Here is a 25,314-nt window from a genome sequence, read left to right as displayed (position 1 = left end):
TCTAATTTAACATAGGTTTCAAATGAAGTGTCGCCTTCTTTGTATGAAAACAACAAATCTTACTAAAAAAAACGTCCCCCCCACTCATAACAAGTGGAATGGGACGCTTTTGCTTAATTAAATTCCGTTTCTTCCTTCATACTCTAGTGCGGACAAAATCAGTGTAACCACATCTGCTCTTGTTGCATTTTTCTTAGGTGCAAATTTATTGCCGCCCATGCCTGCTACTAGTCCTTCGGCTTGTGCCGCAGCGATATAAGGACGAGCCCATACAGGAATGTCACTCAAATCAGCAAACGTCGGCTTCGCCTTCGGATCAACTTTAATGCCTAGTGCGCGAACAAGAATTACGGTCATTTCCGTTCTTGTTAATTCACTTGATGGTCGAAGCGTATTATCCTCGTAGCCCGCAATGACCTTATCCTCGATAAGCTGTGCAAAGAAGGAGCGTGCCCATGCAGGAACTTGACCCGCATCTGCAAAGTCCAGCTTGCTTGTCGACGATTCAAGCTTCAGCGCTCTGCCAACCATTGTAATAAATTGTGCTCTTGTTGCTGTGTCTCCAGGGTGGAACGTACCGTCTCCATACCCATTAACAAACCCAATTTCCACTGCCTTCGATATAGCATCTGCAGCCCAGTGGCCGCGTACATCACTAAATGTGATGGTTGGCGTCGGTGTTGGTGTCGTCACCGGCGGTGTCGTCGGTGTTGGCGTTGGTGTCGGCGTCGGTGTTGTCACCGGCGGTGTTGTTGGTGTTGGAGTAGGTGTTGGAACTACAACATTCACATCAACAATACGTCCTTCTGTCGTTGCATTAATCGTACCTAATTGATTGATATACTCCAAGAATACCTCGTAGTCAACAATATTCATTTCGTGCTGGCGTCCAGCATCTTTGGCTTGCTTCATCGAACGATAGAAATCGCCGCCATTAGCCATAAATGAGTTTGTTGCTACAAAATAATAAGCATTCAAATCAATTGCACTGTAGCTGCCGTCTGCGTTTTTGATTTCAACCTTCGTAATGCGTTCGCCAGCCTGCTTAAGAATTCCGTCTGCATCCAAAATTTCTGGTTTCTTACTAGAATCGTAGTAGAAGCGCATTCCTGATACTTGCGGGAAGCGGCCTTGTCCTGTTTCGATTCCACTCACACCGTTCTCAAGCGCAGCAATAATTTCTTGGCCCGTCATACGAAGCGCTGTAAGGTTGTTTCCGAAAGGCATCACCGTTAGCAACTCACCCATCATGATGTCTCCATCTACTTTACCTTCAGCTGTCTTCTTAATCGAAGCGCGAATGCCGCCGCCATTCTGAATACCTACATAACCTTTTACATCTAATTCCTTTAATGCCTCATTGCTGTTTACAAAGCTTTTTACTTTGGAGACCATTCCGTCTGTCATTAGGTTTCCGAGATTGGTTTCCTTTGCTCGTGCAGAAGCACGTTCACCATCTAGGAACACATTTGTTTTGCCGATCACTTGTTTCTGAATACTCTCAACACCCGCACTGTATGGCTTCAGCATTTCAACAGCTTCCGGGTCTGCTGCATAACCGCTAACTGTAAGCAGCTTGCCATTCCATGCGGTCAATACCCCTTTGTTATTGAACTCGAGGTCCAAACGGCCCAAATAATTGCCATACTCTTCTGCCTGTACAACGAGAGTTGGTTCTCCCGCAGCATGATATACAAGCGGTGCGTCAACCTTCGTGTGGCTATGTCCACCGACGATAACGTCAATGCCTGTAACCTTCTCAGCCAATACCTTATCAAATTCATTTCCTAGATGCGTCAATGCCACAATCTTATTGATGCCTTCTTTTTGGAGCATTTTGACCGTTTCTTCAGCTTTCTTAATATAATCCTCGAACACAATATTATCTCCTGGCGAAGCAAGGAATTTTGTGTCCTCCGTTGTTAAGCCGAATACGCCGATCTTTTGCCCGCCTTCATCCAATATGATCGCGTCATAAATTTTACCTTTCGCAGCTGGTTTACCGATTGCCTGCTCAGACACAAGTCCGTTCATTGCAGGTTCCTTGCTGAAGTCGATATTTGAGCTTACAAACGGGAACTCCGCTTTTTTGATAAAATCAGCAAGTACGGATGGACCTTTATCGAATTCGTGGTTTCCGAATACCATCGCGTCATAACCGATCTTATTCATAAACTCCAAGTCCGCTTGACCAAGATATTTGTTGAAGAACAGCGTTCCTGAGAACACATCACCTGCATCAAGCAAAATAGAGTCTTTTACTTCTGCACGAATTTCTTTAATCGCYGTAAAACGTTTTGCAATCGAATCAAGGTGAGCATGCGTGTCGTTCACATGCATAATCGTTAGCTTGAATGGATCGTTCTCACCTGGAAGAGGCTCGCCTTTTAGATCAACAATCCGCCCTTCAACAGCTGAAGTTGCCGCCGTAATAGTTCCAAGCTTCTGAATGTAGCTCGTAAATACTTCATAGTCCGGCAAATACAATAAGTTTACGCGTCCTTCTTTATAGGCCTTCTCAAGTGAAGCATAGAAATCTCCGCCTTTGGCCGTAAAAGCATTTGTTGCAACTTCATATTTTGCTTTCAAATCAATCGGAACGTAGCTATCTCCGTTTTTCACTTGAATGCGCACTACACGCTCGTTCACTGGTTTAGTCGAGTCATAGTCAAAACGCATTCCAGCGATATGCGGGAAGCGACCGTCCTTAGTCGTTGTAATCGTAGACACACCGTTTTCCATTGCATCCTTGATTTCTTGTCCCGTTAATGTGATCGTAACCAAATCGTTATTGAATGGAAGAACAGTTAATACTTCCCCCTGAGTGATCGGCCCTTCGCTAATCGTTTCACGTATGCCACCGCCATTTTGCAGCGCAATGACCGCATTTGTTCCTGCCGCTTTCGCTGCTGCCAGCATACCGTCAGCGATTAAATTTCCAAGGTTTGTTTCTTTTGAGCGCACATCAGCACGAAGGCCATTCAAAATAACATCCGTATTCCCTACTACCGTTTTTGACATCTCAAGAACGCCAGGCTTGTATTTCGATTCTAAAATTTGTTTAGCGTCGGCATCCTCAGCAATGTTAAACTCCTTACCCGTCATCGCATCGATGGATATCAGTTGATCATGCCATTTGGTTAGAATACCTTCATCGTTAAAGCTCACTTCAAGCTTGCCAAGGAACTGGCCTTTTTCACCTGTTTGAACGATAAGCTTTGGTGCGCTCGGATCCGAATTGTCGACAACTGCTGCATCTAATTTCGTATGACTGTGTCCTCCGACAATGATATCGATACCTTGCACCGCTTTAGCAAGCTCCACATCTGCCTCATAACCAATGTGAGATAAAACAATGATTTTGTTAATGCCTTTTCCTTGAAGCATAGCAACTGTCTCTTTGGCTTTCTCTACTGCATTTTCGAAAGTTACATCGCCCGGTGAAGCGATATTAGCCGTATCTTCTGTGGTAAGACCAATGATTCCGACTTTCGCACCATTTATATCTTTAATAAGTGCCGGATATATGGTTGCACCAACGGTTCCATTGCCTATTTCGTTTTTGAACAATTCGTTCAAAACAACATCTTTCGAAAAATTCACATTAGACGAAACGAAAGGAAACGATGCATTTTTAATAAAATCAGCAAGTACATTCGAATTTTTGTCAAATTCATGATTACCGAAGGTCATAACATCATATTGAACTAAATTCATAAATGCAAGGTCCGCTTGTCCCAAGTATTTGTTGAAATACAGCGAGCCTGAGAACACATCTCCAGCATCGACCAGAATCGGATTCTTCGAGCTTGCTTTTGCTTCCTTAATCGCCGTTACACGGCGTAGGATGTTGTTCGGTACGCTCGTCGTATCTAAATCCAAATTCGCATGCGTATCATTTGTATGCAATACCGTCATTGCAAATTCTGATTTTTTCTTAGCTGACAGATCCAGCTGCGCAAGAAGCGGATCATGATCGCTCACTCTGCCCTGTTCTGTAGAGAAATCAGCATTGACATGTACTACGTCGATTTCTGCTTTTGTCCCATTTGCTTTATCAACGAGAATGTGATCAAGCGTTTGAGAGTTACCGTCATAGATATACGAGTAACGTTCTGAAACCGGCAGCGTATCTACAAGGTTTGTCAATTCATTGCCTTTAATTTTGTTCAATGTGCCAGAGAATTGGAAATCGTTAAAGTCGCCTAGCACGACTACACTTGCTTCAGGGTCTTTCGTTGTCAAATCCTTCACGAAGCTGTTAACAGCTTCCGCTTGCTTCGCGCGCTGCACTTCGCTGCTGCGAACAACCGGCTGAACATCACCCCAAGGCTTGCCGTCTCCACCTTTTGAATTCAGATGGTTCGCAATCGCAACAACTCGTTTTCCTTGGAACATAAATTCTGCTACAAGCGGTTTACGAGATGAAGCAAATGTTGAAGCGTCATCAGAGCCAATACGGCCAGGATTTTGCGTTAAGCCGCCAATTCCGTTTACTTTAATTGTTGATTTGTAATCGCCTTTCGTTCCTTGAGCAAGTGTTACACGGTCGGCTTGATATAAGAAGCCTACACGGATATTACCGCCAGGAGCGCCGCCATCTTTATTTCTCTCAGGAGCGATGTCTGTATAAGAATACGTAGGTCCGCCTTTTGCTTTAATCGCATCAATCAGCGTTTTGAAGCTTTGGGCAGCATCCGTATTTTCCGTATCCTTTTCGCCATCGTTGTCTTGTACTTCCATTAAACCGATAATGTCTGGCTGCTTCATATTCGTTACAATAATTGAAGCAATTTTTGCAGCTTTAGCTGTTTGATCTGCGCTGAAGTTTTCCACATTAAATGTAGCAATCGTCAGCTTGTCCGGGTTCGGTACAATACTCGTTACCTTCTGGACGTTTGTACTGCGTACGATAGTTGGCAAAGCTTGTGTAGGCAACAGTTTATACAGATCACCAGCGTATTGAATTACGCCAACGATATTGCCGTTAAAAGCATCGCCAGTTTTAATTTCTGCACCAGCTGGCTTTGATCCGCCTACATACAGCTTCTGCGGGTTCAAGCTGCTATCAATAGCAGACAAACCATTTCCTTGCAATACAATTCCGCCTACAGCGGTTTTCACTGGATTGTTAGCACCATTATCAAACGTAATTGGAGTTACCGCATTCGCGTAAGGTCCAGTAATCGTTGGATTTTTCACTTCAACGAGCATGCTCTCCAAACTCTCGAAGAAATCAATTGCATCGTTCTCTGGGTTGAACTTGCTAAAGCTGTCGGTATCGATCAGGTTAGGAATGATTCGACCGCCTGTTCCTACCAATGTAGCTTTAGGAAGCTGGTTATCGCTCGATACTTTAGTAATTGTTGCTGCATTAATTTGCGTTACAGTCAAAGATGGACTGTTTCCAAATTCCTCTACAGTACCTGTGACTGATACCTCATCCTTAACAGCTAGACCATGTGCAGGCTTGTACACCTGAATAGCCTCGGACGTATTCGGATTCTCATCCTGATCCTCATCAGGTGCCTGCATGTAGAAGGAATTCGCGCTGACCGAAGTAATAATACCAGTAACATTCGAAACCTTTACATTGGTATAGATCGATTTATGCGTCTCACCTTGAATTGTATGAATGGCAATACCATTGGTATTTTCTAATACTTTATACGAAAATGTCGATACATCGCTTGTCACTCCACCAGCTGTCACAACCGCTTTAATGACCATATCCGCATTTACGACAATAGCTTTCGTATAAAGCGTTCCTGTAGTAGCTGTCGGAACAGTTCCGTCTGTCGTGTAACGAATCACACCGCCCGGAACTAGTGAGCTTAGCGATACAGCTCCTCCTGCGTTAATGCCGCCTGACGGAATGCTCGCTTGAACAGCCAACCGTTTCTCAACAATGTCGAGTGTATTACGCGGCAATAATTCCAATCCTACACTGGAATGGAACGTCATAACGCCAGTAACCTGCTCGAAGGTCTTACCTGCCACGAACGAAGCATCGGAAGAATAAATAATAACTTTGCCGCCATTCACAGCATCCGTAGCTGTAACAACGCCGCTGGCAACACTTTCAACTTTAATATTTTTGACTTGAACCAAACGTGCTTCGAATTTGTTGCGATTTTCAGTCGTTTTGCCAAAGCTCGAAGAATCAACAACGATCTGATCTGGAACAGGAGCAGAACCCGTTACTTTTGCATTTTCAGCAGATGCCTCCAATTGAAGCAACCCCGAAAATTCAGTCAGCTTGCCGAAAGCCTCAATGACGTCCCCCGGCTGTGCCGAGACGCTGCTTGGAACTCTAACAATAATGCCTCCGTTTTGATCCTGTACAAAAAGATTTACAAAAGCGCCTGAATCCGCTCGGTGTGTTACAACACCACTAAGCGTTACGCTTGTACCAAGTGCAGCCGCACGTGCTTGTGCGATAGTCACTAGTGTAGAAATCGTATAAGAATATTCACGCAAAGCACTATTTGGAAAACCTTCTTTTTTGGCATAAGTATGAACCGTTGTAGGCGCATTAATTTTGATTTCTGTTACATTCGGCTGATACAACGTAAAGTCCTCTGGAGCAACTTGCGTTTCTCCTGCACCGTATACACTATAGTAAACACTAGCGCCAACTGTTGGCGTCGAGAGCTTAATGATTGTACCCGGAAGTACAGCTCCTTCGTTTACGTCTGGCGTTACTGCTTCAACATCAACAGCGACAACGCCGTACGTGGAGTTGCGCGGGTCGGGTGTCAGAATGTCAAAGTCCGCGGAGTTATTATCTGTATCCTTCCCGCGGCTGTCACTTGCTGCTCCTGTATCTGCTTTACGAATGGCAGCTTTTGAGCTGGATAAAGCTGCTGTTGGCTGCTTTTCAGATTCGTTCGCTGCTCCGTAACCAATAAAGTCAATCTTATCTGATGTTTTGTTTAACAGTTCTACCTTCCCATCAGAGACGCTCATTGCCAATGTCCCTACAACATCAGGTGTTGGAAGGCTTGCTCCCACGGCAGCGTTACTCGCTTGTTGAATGAGAAAGTAGCCTTTTGATTTAATAGTCCCTGTTAAATTTGTTGTATTTCCAACTGTGAAGGCACCTTCTTTACTTGCGTATCGAACGCTCCAACCTGTCAAAACAACGTCTTTATTCGTAGGATTATACAATTCGATAAAATCATTTCTCAGTGTTGCTCCGCTGTTTCCCCCACCGCCATACACTTGTGAAATAACGATATTATCTCCTGCAGGCGACGCCTGAACCGGCGCACCTAAGCTGCCGAGCGTGCCTCCAACCAAAAGAAGAGCCGCTAACAGCATGCAAGCTTTTCTTTGTATTCGTATGACCAATTTGTGCATCCTACATTTTCCCCTCTCCACAACCAGTAATGAATAAAATAGTTTACCCAACAATTAGATTAGCTACAAAGTGTAATCACAACATCAAAATGAAATTAAGTTCTCGTAAACATGCACATTTGTTCATAGATGGCAATAAAAAATCCCCTTACTCCAAAAACATGCATAACATCCGTGAACAGACTATTTGCATTGATGAAGGAAGGGGAATTTAACTTCGGGCCCAAAGTTTATGAACCATCTACTCTTAAATGTGATGTAAACTAACACAAGACTTTATGGAGAGTATACAACGGAACATTTTTCCTGTCAATTGGTAGAAGGATTTGTTTTAAATAGACTAAAATTGTGTTTGAAGTACCATATACATAACTTAACATGTAACTTTAATGGGTCGTTTTGTCTATTTAATAAATGCCGAAGTGGTTCTTTCCGTATATTCAAGCTTAATGTTACAATATTTTCAAATCCATAATCGTGCCTAGAGATGTGTTGACCTTCTAAATTTTCTACGAAACTCCCATTAATATGTCGAAAGATACGGTATTCATAGGACTGAGAAGCAAAAAACAGGACTTATCAAACAAGCGGGAAATGCAAGGATGAGCTATAGATCACTGCAACAGAAATCTAACGAACACCAGACACCTTATTTGCTTTAAAATGTAACCTTTCTAGTTCTAACGAACCTAGAGGGCCTTATTAGACCTCAATTGATGTAAATGAGCTCTATTTTACACATATAACGTTATCTGAGTTCGTTAGAATTTATTTAGGACCTGATTATTGCAAATAGCAGCATGTAGGTTCGTTAGAATTCAGTCACTGCTCGTTGCTTCTAGGCTAGGCAGAATTCAGTATCTGCTCGTTACTTCTTAGTTCATTAGCATTCAGTATCTGCTCGTTACTTCTGGGTTCATTAGAACTAAGACTATGCTCGTTGCTTCTAAGTTCAACAGCATTCAGTAGCTGCTCGTTGTTTCTGGGTTCATTAGCATTCAGTTTATGCTCGATGCTTCTGGGTTCGTTAGAATTCAGTCTCTGCTCGTTGCTTCTATTTTCGTCAAAGCCAGCCGCCCCAAACCCGACAAGCACTACTCTCTACAATAAATCCACATCCACAGGTGATTACTTTGAAAATAGAACGATTGCTCGCTGTTATCATTTATTTATTGAATCACGGCAGAACAAGCGCTTCGGTTTTGTCCCAAAAGTTTGAAGTCTCAAACCGAACGATTCAGAGGGATATGGAAGCCATTAATATGGCAGGCATCCCCATCCTTTCATTCCCGGGGCTGCTCGGAGGTTTTGAAATTATGGAGGGCTACCGCTTAAGCCATCAGGTTCTCACTAAAGATGAGCTCGTTTCCGTAATGACAGGACTAAAAGGGCTGCAAAGCCATTCGGATGATCTTGATGTTGCCCGCACGCTGGAGAAGATGCGAGCCCTATTGAAAAAAAGCGATATTCATTATACGGATAAAGCACTGGAACAATGGATTATTGATTTATCCTCATGGGGCTGCAATGAGGAGGAGAAGAAAAAAACAACTCTCCTTCGACAGGCCATTCAGAAGAAAATGGTCGTAACCTTTGATTACACCAACTCCCAAGGCTGCTCAGCTAAAGCTGTCGTGGAGCCGGCTTCCGTCGTTCATAAAGGGTTCCATTGGTATTTGTACGGCTATTGCAGAGACAAAAATATAACAAAGCTTTATCGACTATCGAGAATGCGAAAACTAGCTGCCATATCCGAAATCTTTGACCGAGAAATCGCCGTTTATGACGCTGCAGCCATTGAAGCCGAATGGAAAATGAATACGAAGACGGTGCATTTGGTGATGCGTTTTCAACCTAGCGTTAAAGTGAGAGTCGAAGATTCTTTTCAAGAAGGAATCATTCGCTGTGAGAATGACGGTACAATGGTTGTTGAAATCGTCTATCCTGAGGATGAATGGGTATATGGCATGATTTTGAGCTACGGGGACGCCGTGGAAATAATGGAGCCGAAATATGTGAGGGATATTATCCGAGATAGAGCGAAAAAAATATGGCGGCTTTACAGCTAAAAAAAAGAACGAAACGATGACAGGCAGTTGTCGTGGTTTATGTACTACAATTCAGTTATATCTGATTGTAGGAGGATTATATGATTAAACAAAATGAACTTATTCAGCAGTTTGGCAGCTTAGCGCCGTGGTATTCATCCTTATCCCATATCACACCTGAACCAGCATGGCTTAATCCGATCAAGGAGGGCAAATGGTCCTCCGCAGAAATCATTGCCCATTTAGACAAATGGGATCAATATTTCATTACAAGCGTACTGCCCGAAGCTGAAAAACACAGCAAAGTTGAATTCCCGAACCACGATGAATATAATGCTGCCTCCTCGGCTTACGCATTATCCGGCATATTGCCTTCTGAAATTTTGAATCAAGCGATTGAGACAAGACAAAAACTTGTGCAAAAATTAACCGAAATGACTGAGCAGCAATTTTTTCATCCTATTATTGTACACGGAAATACACATTGTCCACAAACGAAAGCTCCCTATTCGATCGGATATTTAATTTTTGATTTTATCCAGCATGATGAGCATCATCGCAAACAAGTAGAAGAGTTTCTACTTCAGCCGCAGTCTAAGAAGTGATACAAGAGATCGCATAAATGAAGCCTATTTCAACTAAATCAGCACACGATTTAAATTATATATAGCAGCGGCAGCCTCGGAATAATTCCATTCCTTGGCTGCCGCTATTCTCATTCCTATTCAAAGCATTAAAAGTAAACTTCTACCGTCCTTGTGTTTCCATCGCTACAGTGGCCGGCTCAGTCGATACTTTCTCGCCTTTCTGCAGCTGATACATTTTATAATATCTGCCTCGCAGCGCCATTAGAGTATCATGATTGCCGCGCTCAACGATTTCACCGCGATGCAAGACGAGAATCTGATTCGCTTCTCGAATGGTGGACAAGCGATGCGCGATAATTAGTGTTGTCCTGCCTTCACTGACCACCTTCAAGGCTTGCTGAATCAGCCCCTCCGTCTCACTGTCGATGCTGGCTGTCGCCTCATCCAATATAAGAATAGAAGGATCGAAGGCTAAAGCTCTAGCGAAGGAGATAAGCTGCCGCTGTCCCGAAGACAACGTGCTGCCGCGCTCAACTACAGGTTCATCATAGCCGCCAGGCAGCTGCTCTACAAAAGTTGCTGCCCCAACATCCTTCAGCACGCTTTTCACGCGATCTATTGTGATGTCCTTGTTGTACAGGCTGACGTTGAATTTAATGTCGCCTGCGAACAAGTACGGATCTTGCAGCACAATGCCCATATGCTTGCGCAGCTCCTGCTTCGAATACGTCGCTATATTACGTCCATCAATCGTAATGTTCCCTTTGTCCGGCTCATAAAAGCCAAGCAGCAGATTCATGATCGAGCTTTTGCCCGAACCGGTATGACCGACTAATGCAACCGTCTCTCCTCTGCGCGCTTCGAATGAAATTTGCTTCAGAACGTTTTCGCCCTCTTTATATGCAAACGTAACGTTATCGAATTTCACGACACCATCCGGACGTTTCACCTGAGCTACCTCTTCGACCTCCATGCCTTCCATGTCCAATATCGCAAATACCTTCTCCGCAGAAACAAATGCACGCTGTGCATTCGTCAATTGATCGAAAATACCGATAATCGGCTGAAAAATACGACCCAAATAATCGATAAAAGCATAAAATACGCCGTAAAGAATTGCTGTTTCCAGTGAAGCTCGCCCAAAGTACCAAATAACCATCGCTGTTACCAAGCTTCCAATGGTGCCCACAATGTTTCTTGAAGACAAAGAGAAAACTCTAAACTGTTTGATCTGGTTAATGTAACGATCCTCGTTCAGCACCTCAAACTCTTCGAGCGTCACCTTCTCACGGCGAAAAGCTTGAATAATCGGCATAACGACAATCGATTCGTTGATCATCGCATTCATGTCGCTGAGACGTGCGCGCATAATCGTAATGTATTTCTTTGAGTATTTTAAATGAATGACCATAATGATCGCGAAAAGCGGCGGCAAGAGCAAGCAAAACATCGCGAGCCGCACATCCAAAATAAACAATGCAGTAAAAATACCGAGCAGCTGTACGAAGCTGACAACAAAGGTCGCCATGAAGCTCATGAATAAATCCCTTATCGCCTCTGTGTCGTTCGCAATTCTCGATACAATTTGCCCGATCGGCGTATTGTCGAAGTAGCGCAGCGGAATTCGCTGAATATGACTCATTAAATCCATACGCATATTTTTGATAATGCGAAGCGCCGTCGTCTGCAAAATATAGGATTGCGAGAAATTGCTAATACTTGCAACAAGCAGCAGCCCCATATAAACGCCCAGCAGCCCGAGAACTGGCATAATATCATTCCCGCCGACTGATAAATGCTTATCGATTATCGTTTTTATAATAAAAGGTCCGCCGAGCTCAGCACCTACCGCGCAGCACAGAATAAGCAAGGCGCCGATAATTCTAAACTTATAGACGAGAGCATATGCGAATAGTCTTCTCGCCGTTGATTGTTTTGGCATTCTAAGCCTCCTATTCTTCCAAGCTAGCTTCCATTTGCTGCCGTTCCCACTGTTCCTTGTACCAGCCGCCAAACAGCATCAGCTCTTCATGAGATCCTTCTTCGATGATTCGGCCCTCATTCAGCACAAGTATCCAGTCCGCGTGGCTAACCGCTGATAAGCGATGAGTCGTAATAAATGTCGTCTTTCCTTCACGCTCCAAACGAATATGGTGAAGAATTCGACTTTCCGTCCGTGCATCAACTGCTGAAAGGGAATCATCCAGCAGCAATATTTCGGAATCAACGAGCAATGCCCGCGCAATCRCCAGCCGCTGTTTTTGTCCACCTGAGAGCATAACACCATTTTCCCCAACGACCGTTTCAAGTCCTTCTGGCATTTGTGTAATATCCTCTGTAAAAGAAGCCATTTGAACCGCTCGAGCGATTTCATCCTGTGTTGCGTTCGGCTTGCCTAACGCAATATTTTCTCTGATCGTCTTGGAGAGAAGCAAATGCTCCTGAGGCACATAGGCAATCCAGCGTCTCATCTGGTCTATCTCAATTTGCTCAACTGGAACTCCCGCTATCATTAAACGATCCGCTTCAAGCGGATATTGACGCAGCAGCTGCTTAAGCAGTGTACTCTTCCCGCTCCCGGTCTTCCCTACGATTCCAAGTGTCTGGCCTCGTTCAAGCTGAAAGGATACATTGTTCAAGCTAGGCTGGCTAGCCGTAGGATAAGTAAAGGTGAGCTGCTTCATCTCAATGCGCGTAGGCACCTTAATGGCAACAGGCTTATCCGAATCTTGAAGATCCGGCTTTTGCGTTAACGCCGAGTCCAATCGATCAGCAGAAGCACTGCCGCGCTGCAGCACATTAATAAACTCGCCAAACGAAATCATTGGCCAAATGAGCATGCCCAAATAGATATTAAATGAAATGAGCTGACCAAGTGAAATCTCATCTTGGAACACGAGATATGATCCATAACCTATTCCAATGGAATAACTGACACCTACAATTAACGAGATAATCGGCTGAAACATTGCATTTAGAATCGAAACCCGTTTATTTTTGTTCATAACCTCTGAGGTCACATGATCAAATGCAACAAGATCATTGTTTTCCTGCACGTACGAGCGAATAACGCGTATGCCCGAAATCGATTCCAGCGCATGTTCATTCATTTTCCCAAAGGAAGCCTGCGCGTCCAGAAAGCGAGTTCTTACTTTTTTGCCCAGCTTGCTAATCACGACTGCCAGCAACGGAAGCGGAATAAGTGCTGCGATCATTAATTTATAGCTGACTAATGAAATCATCATAATGATGACTACCGATGCCCCTACCAGCGTGTTGACGAGTGTCATTACACCGTATCCCGCTGTCTGGCCAATTGCGAGTACATCATTTGTCGCGAGCGCCATTAGCTGTCCCGTGCTGTTGCGCTGAAAGAAAGCAGGCGTCATCCTTGTTAAATTTGCGAGCAGCTTCCCTCTCAGCACCTTCTCGATAAGCGCCGAATTGCCAAACAGCGTCGTAATCCATATATAGACCATGACGTAAAGAAATAACGCAAGCAGAACTAGAGTCAACACCGTCTGCGTTAAACCAGCTGAGGTCAGCTGGCCATCGCGGATGTTGTCAACCGTTCGTCCAATTAGATTAGGCGGTATTGTGGAGAGCAAGCTAACGACCGCCATAATGCCTATGGCAAGCGCATAGCTGCCCCATCTATCCTTAAAAAACCATCGCAACCGTTTTACAAAAGACATGAGATCCCCCTTTTCCGCTAATTCAACGACCTTTTCTCTCTAACATTTGAGACTCGAAATGGCAATCGAAGAAATAGCAGCTCCATAATGAATAACAATATTCCAAAAGCGATTAAAAGCATGACCCAGCTTTCTTCTACATTCAACAAGAACGGATATATTATAACCATTAAAATGTTGAACACCAAATAAGTATTTCTGCGGCTAATCGCAGTATCCAACAGCTGAACAGCTCCATCCTGTTTCAGCATTTCAATAAGTCCATTAAAAATCCAATACGCCATCAAAATATGAAGAATAAACAGCAGTTGCGAATAAAAATGGACGGCCAGCGGTATAGACGAAAATTCCGTAATCGTTACATTTGATTGGAAAAACAGAACTGGAATAGTAAGAATGATCAGAACAATAGAAATGTACTTCGCTTTTTTATAAGCCGGGTGTGTGGAGCCCAGATGCTGCAGGGCTGACAAAACCATCAAGTAACCTATAATGTCAGGCAGCAAATCAAAGTATCCAAGCCTTATATCTATCATTGCAATAACAAGGCCCCAGCCAAGTCTCCTTAGTTCGCGTCTGAAAGGGGTGCTCAATGCATTTCACCTCCCGAACGGACTAAACGCTTCAGCTGCCGCTCACTAAAATTAAGGTTATGATTAATCGGAATATCCTCAATCATCTCCTGTCCGTCTTCCAGCTTGAAGTGAAGAATGATTTTGGACTTAAACATCGTGAAGGCTTCGGGCTCATTATCCGGAATAGACCATTGATATGTAAATGCTAATGAATCATCTTGCGACAGCTTCATTGGGAATTCAACCGACGCAAGCGGCTTCCCTAATAGATCAAGCTTGAACCATGGCTTCACTTTATCGCTGAACGTATATTCAACCTTCTCTAAAACAGCTGCTTTGCTTACATAAACCTTATAGCTTCCAGAGCCATTTGAGGACGAGCTTCCCGAAGCAAAGTCCAGTATGCTTTCTCGTTTATTCCACACGACATTAATCTCACCAATCGGAACTTTTCTAGACTGCCCTTTCTCGTAATACACCGTAATCTCTCTTATTGTGAACGGTATTTTCCTATCCTCATTGATAACATCTGGCATCAATTGTCCAGAGGCTCGCATCTCAGATTGATGAGTATGCGTGTTGCTTTTATAAATTTGAAATCGGAATTCCGGCAGTTCTTCTATTTGAATGCTGCTTACTTTATTAGATGCTTGTTTATTTTCAAAAAATGTAAAATCAAGTATTTCGCCAGTGCTCCCATTTATGGTGCTGTCATGCTTTAGAAACAGCGCCTCCTTCAGCTGCATGCTCTGAAAATACCAAAGGTTTCCTAGCCAGCTTCCCGCAATGAGAAACACGACGATATACCATCTCATTTTAATTTTCAGTCCTGTCACCCCTCTCCTCATCTGTACATATTACCACTTATTTGTGCTAGAGATAATAATTGGTTTTAAAATAAGTGATTGTTCTTTATAACGAATGTGATATGATTATTTTGAACATCGCTTTATGAAATTTAAACGATCGAACACGTCAGAGGTGTAGCCTATGAATTACGCGATAAGTGCGATTGTACCTATATTTAATGCCGAAAATTGGCTGCGTCCCTGTTTGAAAAGCATTCTTAATCAGCCTTTTCGAAATATTGAGGTGCTGCTCGTCAATGACGGTTCCACTGATCTCAGTGGCGCAATATGCGAAGAATTCGCTATAACAGACTATAGAGTTAAAGTGATTCACAAGCCAAACGGCGGTGCGAGCAGCGCCAAAAATGCCGGTTTACAAGCGGCAAGCGGCAAATACGTCGCCTTTCTTGATGCTGACGATGAAATCGATCCGCTTTTTTTCGTAAAGCTATACGCCATGGCAGAAGAGCATGCTTGCGAAGTGTTGATTGGAGGTTACGCGACAATTCCAACCAAACAGAACGTATCGCCCTGCTTTCGGCTGCATACCGTTATGAACGGCAAAGATTTAATACTAAGCGCTACAGCTGTTCATTCGAATAATGACCTGTGTTTTACATGGCGCAGTCTATTTCTTCGCGCATCGCTTGAAAAAAACGGGATTCTGTACAACGAGGGATTAACGGTTGGAGAAGATACCATTTTCCATTTGGAAGCCTTGCTAACCTCTGATCGTGTCTGCGCGATTCCAGACCCTTTGTATTTTCACAACACGGTTAACAATCTGAACAGTCTGATACGTTCTCCCTATAAGCATTATCTTGAAGAAAGCCTTGTTCTGCAGTACCAGCTGCGAAAGAGCTTATCCGAGAAATTCGGTTTATTAGCGCATGCCCATTATAGAAAGGATATGGCGTCCTACCACATCCAAACGATCCTTTCGATGCTGATCAACAATTTCAAACACAATCCTGTCGCCCCTGCAAAAAAAGATTTGGCAAGAATCGTAAACCTTAAAATGATGACAGACAGTACGAAGGAGCTTGGCTGGCTTCACAATTACAGCAACATCAAGTCATTTCTTTATTATTTAACGCTTAAATTCAAGCTTACGGCATGGCTATATCACTTTGAATTCCGCTTGCCGCGCCAATCGCCATTGCTGTTTCTCAAGCTTTTTGGAAGGAAAAAAACCATTCATAACCGACTGATTCGCTACACCAAGCGTTAATCGCACATCGCCATTCCTTTGTCCGCCCCTCCTTTTCATGTATACTAGAGGCTTCAATTCAATTATACAAAGGATGCGACAATAACTTGGAAATTAGAAAAAATCTATTCGTATATACCTATGGCTATCGCATTGAAGAGGCTGATTTATGCCGCTTGGAGATGCGTTCTTTATTTGGAAAACAATCAGAAACTGATCTTTTGTTTAGCGAAATAGACGTACATCCCGACCGAAGTCCTTTTATGAGAGAGCGTCTTGAAGTTTTATATCAAGGCGAACGGCTTGAGGATATTTTGGAGCAGGTGAAGCAAATTCAATTAGGAGAGGCTACATTTAAGGTGATTTTCCTAAAAATGAATGACCTGACGGCGGAAAACAAAATCGATTTTGAAGGACAACGCGCAATTGAACGTGAACTTGGCGTTTATATCGAAGGCGAGGCTGATGTACGCAAACCTGATTGCGTTTTTGGCATTTTAACTTGGGGTGGTCGCTGGTACTTTGGCAATTATATAAAAAGCAAAGCTGTCTGGCTTGCACACATGCAAAAACCTCGCAGCTATTCCATTGCACTCAGCACGCGAATTGCGCGCGCCATAGCCAATATCGCTATCCCGAATCCAGTCGGGATTAAAGCGATCGACCCTTGCTGCGGCATTGGGACGGTACTGGTAGAGGCGCTGTCTATGGGCATGAACATCGTCGGCCGAGATATCAACCATTTTATCATTCGCGGGACACGTGAAAACCTGGCTCATTTCGAATATGAAACGGATGCCATTTGCGGTGATATTGCTGATATCTCTGACCATTATGATGTAGCCATTGTAGATATGCCTTACAATCATTTCTCTAATACGACACCCGAGGCACAATTCTCCTTGCTGCAGCATACTCGCCGAATCGCAAACAAAGCTGTCATTGTGACTGCTGATCCAATGGACGAGCTTATTGCAAACGCAGGCCTTACCATCTTAGATCGCTGCACCACTCGAAAAGGCAGCTTCGTCAGACAAATAATCGTCTGTGAATAGTAGATTACAGCTATTATTTGTACCCATTAAATGCTAGCCACGATGCGCAAGCAGCCGTCCATTCTTTTGTATGCTCCTCATCCTCGGCTAAGCCAAGCCCATGACGTCCTTTCGTATACACGTGAAGATCAAAAGGGACCTGGTGCTTGCTCAGCGCGGATGCGAACAAAAGGCTGTTCTCGACAGGAACGGCGCCATCATCTGCTGTATGCCATAAAAAAGTTGGCGGTGTATCCGAGGTTACCTGCGTTTCATTGCTGAGCTGTTCGATTTGATCCAGCTTCGCTTCTTTGCCAAGCAAATTTTCTCTTGAGCCCTCATGGGTGAAAGGATCTTTGAGTGTGATGACAGGATAACATAAGACGAGTAAATCCGGACGGCAGGACTGCCGTTCAACAACATCCTCTGCATTTTCATTCCCTTGGTCATAGCTTGTCCCCGCGTTTGAAACTAAATGCCCGCCTGCTGAAAATCCAAGAATGCCTACTTTATTCGGATTAATTCGATACATTTCTGCTTTGAAACGGACGGTACGTATCGCCCGTTGAACATCCAGCAGTGCGCAAGGATATTGATAAGGCGCCACCCGATATCGCAAAACGAACGCAGAAATGCCTAAACTATTCAGCCATTGTGCAATCGGTTTTCCCTCATGGTGCGCTCTCCCGCCATAACCACCGCCTGGACATACGATAATTGCTGGTCTATTCTCGCCATCTACAAGATAAGGCGTTATAGCTGGACAATCCTCATCTGCATTTCCCAGTGCATACGGTGCTCCGTGCATCCACAATAATTGCTCTGCCACCTTATTTCCCCCTTATGCTGCATAAGAATTGAAATCTTTTACCATTATATAACTAACAGTTCGGCCAGTCATCTGCAAAAGTATGTATTCAAATAAAAGCAGGCTTAAGCCAAAAAAGCGCCTAAGCCTGTCTATTCATTTTACAATTGCTACTTGCCTTATTTCTTGTTAATCTTCAAAGCTCCAACGAAACCGATAAGTGCTCCAAGCAGTGAGCCGGCAAAAACTTCAATAGGCTGATGACCGAGACTTTCCTTAAGCCGTTCACGCCTGCGCTGATGATACAATCCTGGATGCTCGCCAGCCAGCTTCTCCACATCCTCGTCCAAATCATTTACCTGCACAGCAATTTCACCTGTATGCCTGCGAATATTCATCGCATCGTACATCACAATAATGCCAAGCATCGCAGATATAGCAAATTCCGGCGTCTTTACGCCATATTTGGTCGCCGTGTATGCAGCTAGCGCGGAAACGCCACTTGAATGTGAACTCGGCATTCCACCTGAACCAATAATTTTCCGCACATCCCATTTGCCGCTTCTCGCAAAATGTACAGGCAGCTTAAGCAATTGGGCTGTCCCAACAGCCGTCAACGCTGTCACAAGTCCTCTGTTTGACATATCCGCCAACCTCCAGTCCTTATTCCCATCTCATTTTGCCCTGCTGAGCGTAAATTATTTCATATAAATAAATCGCTCACCGGGGGCGAACATATGGAACTTCTGGGCTGGATAATGACGCTGGATATAATCGACGAAATAAGCCGGGTTCTCATCATTGTGTAGAAATAAGCCATAATGCATTGGAATCAATAAATCAGCATGAATTTGTACCGCAATCTCAACAGCCTCACGATAATTGCAATTGCCAACGATCCCCTGTTCATTGCGAACAAAATCTCTTCCATTGATCGGCAATAATGCAATATCGATTTGTCTGCTTTGCAGCCAAGTGACAAGCTCTGGGAAACCAACGGTATCGCCAGAGTGATAAAGATGAATGCCATTAAAATTCGCAACATAACCTAGAAACTTATGTTCACCTGCTTCATCCTGTTCGAACTGTTCATGCTTGGCAGCGAATGCATCGAGCCTTATGCCGTCTGCAAGCTCAATCGATTGTCCATGAGAGATCCCAATCAGCTGCTCATCACGGAAACCCCATTCCTTCAATAGCGGAAGATGAGCTCTCGGCACGATAAATCGTGTTTTTGATGATTGCTGAATAACTTGCAGCGTCTGCTTGTCCATATGATCCTCATGGTGGTGGGAGCATACGACATAATCGACATCGAGGCAATCCGAAGGCGACAGCGGCGATTCGAAGGCTCGTGACCACGGCGGTCCTGCCATCTCATACACCCAGTTCGTCAAATACGGATCAAATAAAATCGTTTTTTTGTTCCATTTGACGAGAAAGCCCTCTTGTCCAAGCGCCCATAACGCCAAAGCTTGATCTGGAAGTTCAGTTCCAGCTATTTGCTTTACTAAATTTTTCCCACTGTTATATACGTTCACGACGGTCATCACCCTTTTTGCTCCATATTTTGAATCCGAAGGTCTTTCGTAAACCATAGCTTATAGCTTAATAAACTTAAAATAATGCTTGTAACCGCAGCTGAGCTTGCGAACGCAAACACAATTAATATTTGGTACCGAACCGCTTCGATCGGATTCGCACCAGCGATAATCATCCCTGTCATCATACCAGGAAGCTGAACTAGACCTACTGTCTTCATTCCGTCTATCGTCGGAATCATGCTCGATTTAACCGATCGCTTCATTACGTCTTGAATCGCTTGCCTTGCTGTCGCTCCAAGTGAGAGCAGCGTCTCCATCTCGCCTTTCGAGGATTCGACCTCTCTTCTCATTTGATTGAGCAGTAAACCCGAAACGACCATCGCATTGCCGATCGTCATGCCGCTAATCGGAATAATGTATTGCGGTGTCGCTTCTATAATTCGAAAGCCGAGCAGCAGTCCCATCATAAGCAGCTCTGTCGATGTGATCGCAATCGCGATTTTCCAAATGATGCCCTTCAGTCCAGCTCCCCTTTTACCAGCATGATAAGACGCTACACTAATCATAATTACAAGGATCATTGTAATAAACAGTGGATTGCTCGTATTAAAAATAAATTGCAGCACATAGCCGACAAGCAGCAGCTGTACCGCAGAACGAATGGTGCCAATCGCGATGTCTCGCTCAAGCCCAAGCTTCTGCCATACGGAGATAAGCATCGTAATCATCACAAACAACAAGGTAAAGCTAAGTGCTACGATTGACATGGCTGCTCCTTTTGTATCGGCGCTTTTATATAATTTTGTGCGAGCTCAGATGTTGGATGTTCAAAAAAAGCAGCCGTGTCGCTGTTCTCCAGCAGCGTTCCTTCCCCCATGAACCATATCGAGCTGCTCATCTGCTGAGCCTGCTCCAAATCATGTGTAACCCAAAGCATCGTTGCCCCTTCTTGATGATGCCACTCTCGCAGCACTTCCTCCACCATTTCCTTGCTGCCTCGGTCAAGCGACGCGGTAATCTCATCAAGAAGAAGCACGGTAGGATGAAGAAGCAAGGAACGGAGCAGCGATATTCGCTGTTTCTCTCCTCCTGACAGTTGTTCAGCGCTTTTGCCCAAATCAAGATGATCCAGCCCTAGCCTTGGCAGCATATGGCGTACGAGCTTCTCATCATACGGCATGCGATGCAGCATACTCACGGTTCTCAAATTTTGCTCAATGCTCCCATTCAGCATAACGGACTGCTGAGCTACGTAACATACCTTCATTCTCCAAACCCTTGGATCTAATTCTCGCTGTGAAACATTATGTAAACGGATATCACCCTCATCGGCGTTATCCAGACCTGCAAGCAAACGAAGCAGCGTGCTTTTGCCTTGTCCAGATACACCTAATATAGAAATAATAGCCGGATCAGCAATCGTTGCAGTAACATTTGCGAACAGCTGAACATTACCATCACCACTGCGGTTTTTCCTAATACTCTGAAGTTCCAAAACACTAGCCACAAACGTTCCTCCCTTCGGCTTCCCTTACATTATAGCTGTAATGCTTGGCTCAAAAAAGTAAATTTAATAAGCCACAGACTCGCTCGTATGCAAAAAAAGGCTGATGACTACTGCCGCAGTTGCGGAAGCAGGCCACCAGCCTTCATAGTCCATCTATGCTTGCTGCTATTATTTTATCGCTTCGTCAATTTCTTTAACCATTTCCGCTACAGAGATAAGTCCGCCGCCGGAAAGGTACCAGAAATCTGGATTAAGATATACGATATTTCCTTCTTTGTACGCTTTAGTGTTTTTCACCAAAGCATTCTCAACGGAGGAATGTGCATCCCCTGATCCCTCTGTCACTGCATTGCGGTCAACTACGAATAAGTAATCAGCATCCTTCTCTGCTACATATTCGAACGTTACAGGGTCGCCGTGCGTTGAAACTTTAATGTTCTCATCTACAGCCGGTATGCCAAACACATCATGAATGATACCGAAACGCGATGCTTTACCATATGCGCTGATTGCACCTTCGTTTGCCAAAATAATAAGACCATTTTTTCCAGAAGCTGTTGCTTTTTCATTCAAAGCTTTAATGGAATCATTAATTGCTGCCAGCTCTGTATCTGCTTCAGCTTCTTTAGAGAAGATTTGAGCCAGTGTTTTCACGTTAGTCGTAAAGGATTCCATGAAGTTTTTGTTGTCCACACCCATAAAAATCGTAGGAGCGATCTTCGTAAGCTCTTCGTAAGCATCCTGTTGACGACCTGAAATAATGATCAAGTCAGGTGCAGTTTCATTGATTTTCTCAAAGTCCGGCTCTTTCAAGCTGCCTGCGTTTACGTATTTTGCATCTTTGAATTTTTCAAGGTATGCAGGAACGCTAGCTTGCGGAAGTGAAGCAACCTCTACACCTAGCTTGTCTAGTGTATCAAGAGTACCATAGTCAAATACGACAACTTTGCTAGGATTAACGGGGACAACCGTTTCGCCAAGCTGATGTTTAACTGTAATTTCTGTAGGTGCATCTGTTGCAGGTGTTTCAGATGCTGGTGTGTTCGTAGCGCTGTTAGCGCCTTTATTTCCGTTGTTATTCGCGCCGCATGCTGCAAGCACCAAGCTTAGAATGACTAAAATAGCCAATACAGGTATAAATTTTTTCAAAACATTCACCCCTAAATCAATTTTTTATATTGAAAAACTTGAAAACCGGAAGTAAGTAAATCTTGCATGACTACTTAAAATAGACGCCGATACGATTCCCGTTTATGAGCTCAATCGGTATGTCCATGTCATAGATGTCATGAAGCACGGCATTGTCGATGATCGTCTCGGTTGAACCTTCCTTGACGACCTTTCCATCCTTCAACGCCACGATATAATCGGAGTAGCAAGAAGCGAAATTGATATCGTGAATAACGAGCACGACCGTTTTGCCAAGCTCTTCAACGAGCCGCCGCAGTACCTTCATAATTTGGACGGAGTGCTTCATATCCAAGTTGTTGAGCGGTTCATCCAGCAATATGTATTCGGTGTTCTGAGCGATAACCATCGCAATAAATGCACGCTGGTTTTGTCCACCGCTCAGTTCATCAAGGTACTTGGCTTGCAGATCAACAAGATCCATATAAGCAATGGCTTCATCTACTTGCTGCCAATCTTCCTTTGTTAGCTTGCCTTGTGAATAAGGGAACCTGCCGAAGCTGACGAGCTCTCGTACCGTTAAACGAAGATTAATATGATTCGACTGTTTTAAGATCGATATTTTTTTGGCAAGATCAGCACTTTTCCAGCTACTTACTTCCTTCCCCTCAATTAACACTTGACCGCTGTCCTTCGCTAACAATCGGCTAATCATAGAGAGAAGCGTACTCTTGCCTGCACCGTTCGGACCGATAAACGAAGTGACCTTTCCCTTCGAAATCCGAATCGATACATCCTCGATCACCGGCTTGCCGCCATATGATTTGGAAACATTTTTAACCTCTATCATGCTTTTTTCTCCCTTAGCAGCAAATATAAAAAGTACGCTCCGCCGATGAAGTTAATAATGACGCTAATCGTCGTTTCAAACGTGAACACATGCTCTACGAGCAGTTGACCGCCAACGAGTGAAATGATGCTGATGAGTATCGCCCCTGGAATGAGATAGCTATGCCGATAGGTCTTCATGAACTGATAGGCTACGTTGACAACGAGCAGTCCAAGGAAGGTAATCGGGCCAACTAAAGCCGTGGACACAGCGATCAGAATGGCGACGATGACTAGCACTCTTTTGACAACATAATCATAAGGAATGCCAAGATTGACTGCATGCTCCTTGCCCAGCGATAACACGTCAAAATATTTACTTAGCCGCATGCCATACATAGCTACAAGAGCGACGATGATGATTGAAATGATAAGCAGATCCGTGTTGACGTTATTGAAGCTCGCGAACATTTTCCCCTGCACAATTAGAAATTCATTCGGATCAATAAGAACCTGCATGAACGTCGACATGCTACCGAACAATGTGCCCATCACTAGCCCTATTAATAGAAGGAAATAAAGATTTCTGCCTTCCCTTTTGAATAGAAACTTATAGAGCAGCAGGGCGAATGCTATCATTGCCGCTATCGTAATAAAAAAATTAAGATGCTTGTTTGTGCTTGGCAGACTCATCGATCCAAAGGTAAAAACGACGAAGGTTTGAATCAGCATATAAAGGGAATCCAGCCCGATAATGCTCGGCGTCAAAATACGGTTGTTCGTAATGGTCTGAAAAATCATAGTGGAGTAAGCAATAGCGCCCCCGGTTACGACAATCGCCAGTACCTTCTTCAATCTTCTTGGCAGTGCATAATCCCAATGGGTTCCAAGATCGATGAACAAAAATACGGCAATTAATGCGACGCCAAGCACCGCAAGCAAACTTAGTTTAAGCTTCATATGCCTTTCTCCTCATCAACAAGTAAAGAAAAATAATGCTTCCGACAACGCCGATCGTGAGTCCGATTGGAATTTCATACGGAAAAATAATTAGGCGGCCAAGCACATCGCACACCAGTACGAATATGGCTCCAAGCACCGCCGTGTGCGACAGGTTTTTCTTCAAATTGTCGCCCATATAAAGCGTCACGATATTCGGAATAATAAGGCCAAGGAAAGGCAGCGTACCGACGGTCAAAATGACGATAACCGATACAAGAGCTACAATTACAAGCCCGATGTTAACAACAAGCTTATGATTCATTCCCAAATTGGTTGAAAACTCTTCGCCAAGACCTGCAATGGTAAACTTGTTCGCGTAGAGATAAGCTACTACGAGCAGCGGCAGGCTCACATACAGCAGCTCGTAACGTCCGCTCATTACAAGCGAGAAGCTGCCTTGCAGCCAAGATGAGATGTTTTGAATAAGATCATTTTTATAGGCAAAAAATGTAGTAACAGAGCTGATGATGTTACCGAACATCAATCCTACCAGTGGAATGAAAATCGTATCTTTAAATTTCAGACGATCGAGAATTTTCATGAACAGATAGGTTCCTGCGAGTGCAAAAGCAAACGCGATCAACATTTTCTCAAGCGTACTCGCCGATGGGAACACCATTAAGGCAACGAGGATACCGAGTCTAGCGGAATCATCCGTTCCGCCGGTCGTAGGCGATACGAATTTGTTGCGGCTTAGCTGCTGCATTATTAAGCCAGTAACGCTCATGCCGACGCCGGCAATAATAATACTGATAAGCCTAGGAAAACGGCTGATCGTGAGAACCTGAAGCTGCTCATCCGTCAGACTGAAAAGGTCTAGCGGCGAGATGTCTTTTACTCCGATAAATAAAGAAGTAATCGATAATACAATAAGCACGACAAAAAGATACCATAGCTTCATACTCAATCCTCGAATCATCACGAATATTATCAGAGATAATCATTCTCATTAATTATCAAAAAAATACATTGCCTCCGCTTATCATCATTCAATGATAACCATTATCAGCAACATTCACTATGTTACACGATTTTCAGATGATCGGAATGGACTTTCCTGTTTTCAAGGATGGACATTTCTATACAGCTGGGAGGTGTGACGGGTTGGTGAACATAGATATGCTCCGTTCGGGGAAGC

18 protein-coding genes are annotated in these 25,314 nt (G+C 43.9%); 4 read left to right on the top strand and 14 right to left on the bottom strand.

The features are described 5' to 3' along the window. Window positions 1–117: 117 nt before the first annotated feature. The gene (locus AC1DPK_RS11510) at window positions 118–7,362 is read right to left on the bottom strand and encodes a 5'-nucleotidase C-terminal domain-containing protein (RefSeq protein ID WP_477510396.1); all 7,245 of its coding nucleotides are present in this window, start codon (window positions 7,360–7,362) and stop codon (window positions 118–120) included. Between the two features lie 1,133 nt (window positions 7,363–8,495). Between AC1DPK_RS11510 and AC1DPK_RS11505 the strand changes: the two genes are divergently transcribed. Further along, entirely contained in the window at window positions 8,496–9,431 is a 936-nt protein-coding gene (locus AC1DPK_RS11505) for a helix-turn-helix transcriptional regulator (protein WP_477510395.1), read from the top strand. Window positions 9,432–9,511: 80 nt separating this feature from the next. After that, window positions 9,512–10,015 carry a DinB family protein gene (locus AC1DPK_RS11500; protein WP_477510394.1) on the top strand — a complete coding sequence of 168 codons (504 nt, stop codon included), beginning with the start codon at window positions 9,512–9,514 and terminating at the stop codon, window positions 10,013–10,015. Between the two features lie 142 nt (window positions 10,016–10,157). Here AC1DPK_RS11500 and AC1DPK_RS11495 read toward each other — a convergent pair whose 3' ends face one another. From AC1DPK_RS11495 to AC1DPK_RS11480, 4 genes are read right to left on the bottom strand one after another with little or no spacing between them, the layout of a single operon-like run. Beyond that, window positions 10,158–11,939, bottom strand: a complete 1,782-nt coding sequence (locus AC1DPK_RS11495) for an ABC transporter ATP-binding protein (protein ID WP_477510393.1) — start codon at window positions 11,937–11,939, stop codon at window positions 10,158–10,160. 10 nt (window positions 11,940–11,949) lie between these two features. Continuing rightward, window positions 11,950–13,692 (bottom strand): ABC transporter ATP-binding protein, encoded by a 1,743-nt coding sequence (locus AC1DPK_RS11490; protein ID WP_477510392.1) that lies wholly within the window; start codon window positions 13,690–13,692, stop codon window positions 11,950–11,952. Window positions 13,693–13,709: 17 nt separating this feature from the next. Further along, the gene (locus AC1DPK_RS11485) at window positions 13,710–14,285 is read right to left on the bottom strand and encodes a hypothetical protein (protein WP_477510391.1); all 576 of its coding nucleotides are present in this window, start codon (window positions 14,283–14,285) and stop codon (window positions 13,710–13,712) included. Further along, on the bottom strand, window positions 14,282–15,103 hold the full coding sequence (locus AC1DPK_RS11480; RefSeq protein ID WP_477510390.1) for a hypothetical protein: 822 nt from the start codon (window positions 15,101–15,103) through the stop codon (window positions 14,282–14,284). The genes AC1DPK_RS11485 and AC1DPK_RS11480 overlap by 4 nt, the downstream gene beginning before the upstream one ends. Window positions 15,104–15,257: 154 nt before the next feature. Between AC1DPK_RS11480 and AC1DPK_RS11475 the strand changes: the two genes are divergently transcribed. Further along, window positions 15,258–16,346, top strand: coding sequence for a glycosyltransferase (locus AC1DPK_RS11475; protein WP_477510389.1), 1,089 nt, complete (start codon window positions 15,258–15,260; stop codon window positions 16,344–16,346). 86 nt (window positions 16,347–16,432) lie between these two features. Continuing rightward, window positions 16,433–17,380: a TRM11 family SAM-dependent methyltransferase gene (locus AC1DPK_RS11470; RefSeq protein ID WP_477510388.1), complete on the top strand. Its 948-nt coding sequence runs from the start codon at window positions 16,433–16,435 to the stop codon at window positions 17,378–17,380. Between the two features lie 13 nt (window positions 17,381–17,393). On the opposite strand, the gene AC1DPK_RS11465 is transcribed toward AC1DPK_RS11470, so the two are convergent. The 9 genes from AC1DPK_RS11465 to AC1DPK_RS11425 all read right to left on the bottom strand — a co-directional run bounded on the left by AC1DPK_RS11465 (window position 17,394) and on the right by AC1DPK_RS11425 (window position 25,077). Then, window positions 17,394–18,167, bottom strand: coding sequence for an alpha/beta hydrolase (locus AC1DPK_RS11465; protein ID WP_477510421.1), 774 nt, complete (start codon window positions 18,165–18,167; stop codon window positions 17,394–17,396). A 179-nt stretch (window positions 18,168–18,346) separates the two neighbouring features. Further along, window positions 18,347–18,811 carry a divergent PAP2 family protein gene (locus AC1DPK_RS11460; protein ID WP_477510387.1) on the bottom strand — a complete coding sequence of 155 codons (465 nt, stop codon included), beginning with the start codon at window positions 18,809–18,811 and terminating at the stop codon, window positions 18,347–18,349. Window positions 18,812–18,865: 54 nt separating this feature from the next. Then, entirely contained in the window at window positions 18,866–19,717 is an 852-nt protein-coding gene (locus AC1DPK_RS11455) for an MBL fold metallo-hydrolase (protein ID WP_477510420.1), read from the bottom strand. Continuing rightward, the gene (locus tag AC1DPK_RS11450; RefSeq protein ID WP_477510386.1) at window positions 19,717–20,478 is read right to left on the bottom strand and encodes an ABC transporter permease; all 762 of its coding nucleotides are present in this window, start codon (window positions 20,476–20,478) and stop codon (window positions 19,717–19,719) included. Before AC1DPK_RS11450 ends, AC1DPK_RS11455 begins: the two co-directional genes overlap by 1 nt. Continuing rightward, on the bottom strand, window positions 20,466–21,218 hold the full coding sequence (locus tag AC1DPK_RS11445; RefSeq protein WP_477510385.1) for an ABC transporter ATP-binding protein: 753 nt from the start codon (window positions 21,216–21,218) through the stop codon (window positions 20,466–20,468). The genes AC1DPK_RS11450 and AC1DPK_RS11445 overlap by 13 nt, the downstream gene beginning before the upstream one ends. Window positions 21,219–21,386: 168 nt before the next feature. Continuing rightward, window positions 21,387–22,367, bottom strand: a complete 981-nt coding sequence (locus AC1DPK_RS11440; protein WP_477510384.1) for a siderophore ABC transporter substrate-binding protein — start codon at window positions 22,365–22,367, stop codon at window positions 21,387–21,389. Between the two features lie 70 nt (window positions 22,368–22,437). Further along, window positions 22,438–23,196, bottom strand: a complete 759-nt coding sequence (locus AC1DPK_RS11435; protein ID WP_076267195.1) for an iron ABC transporter ATP-binding protein — start codon at window positions 23,194–23,196, stop codon at window positions 22,438–22,440. Beyond that, entirely contained in the window at window positions 23,193–24,134 is a 942-nt protein-coding gene (locus AC1DPK_RS11430; RefSeq protein WP_477510383.1) for an iron chelate uptake ABC transporter family permease subunit, read from the bottom strand. Before AC1DPK_RS11430 ends, AC1DPK_RS11435 begins: the two co-directional genes overlap by 4 nt. Continuing rightward, window positions 24,124–25,077 (bottom strand): ABC transporter permease, encoded by a 954-nt coding sequence (locus tag AC1DPK_RS11425; protein WP_076267197.1) that lies wholly within the window; start codon window positions 25,075–25,077, stop codon window positions 24,124–24,126. Before AC1DPK_RS11425 ends, AC1DPK_RS11430 begins: the two co-directional genes overlap by 11 nt. Window positions 25,078–25,314: the final 237 nt, after the last annotated feature.

This window comes from Paenibacillus sp. 01T424, assembly GCF_056398745.1.
The sequence above is the reverse complement of the archived record's forward strand: the minus strand, read 5'-3'. Positions and strand labels throughout refer to the sequence as shown.

What these genes read in the sequence shown, in the direction of transcription:
- AC1DPK_RS11455 (WP_477510420.1), bottom strand. Translation starts at nt 19,717, where the DNA reads ATGACCGTCGTGAACGTATATAACAGTGGGAAAAATTTAGTAAAGCAA.
- AC1DPK_RS11460 (WP_477510387.1), bottom strand. Translation starts at nt 18,811, where the DNA reads ATGTCAAACAGAGGACTTGTGACAGCGTTGACGGCTGTTGGGACAGCC.
- AC1DPK_RS11425 (WP_076267197.1), bottom strand. Translation starts at nt 25,077, where the DNA reads ATGAAGCTATGGTATCTTTTTGTCGTGCTTATTGTATTATCGATTACT.
- AC1DPK_RS11465 (WP_477510421.1), bottom strand. Translation starts at nt 18,167, where the DNA reads ATGCACGGAGCACCGTATGCACTGGGAAATGCAGATGAGGATTGTCCA.
- AC1DPK_RS11495 (WP_477510393.1), bottom strand. Translation starts at nt 11,939, where the DNA reads ATGCCAAAACAATCAACGGCGAGAAGACTATTCGCATATGCTCTCGTC.
- AC1DPK_RS11475 (WP_477510389.1), top strand. Translation starts at nt 15,258, where the DNA reads ATGAATTACGCGATAAGTGCGATTGTACCTATATTTAATGCCGAAAAT.
- AC1DPK_RS11500 (WP_477510394.1), top strand. Translation starts at nt 9,512, where the DNA reads ATGATTAAACAAAATGAACTTATTCAGCAGTTTGGCAGCTTAGCGCCG.
- AC1DPK_RS11435 (WP_076267195.1), bottom strand. Translation starts at nt 23,196, where the DNA reads ATGATAGAGGTTAAAAATGTTTCCAAATCATATGGCGGCAAGCCGGTG.
- AC1DPK_RS11430 (WP_477510383.1), bottom strand. Translation starts at nt 24,134, where the DNA reads ATGAAGCTTAAACTAAGTTTGCTTGCGGTGCTTGGCGTCGCATTAATT.
- AC1DPK_RS11450 (WP_477510386.1), bottom strand. Translation starts at nt 20,478, where the DNA reads ATGTCAATCGTAGCACTTAGCTTTACCTTGTTGTTTGTGATGATTACG.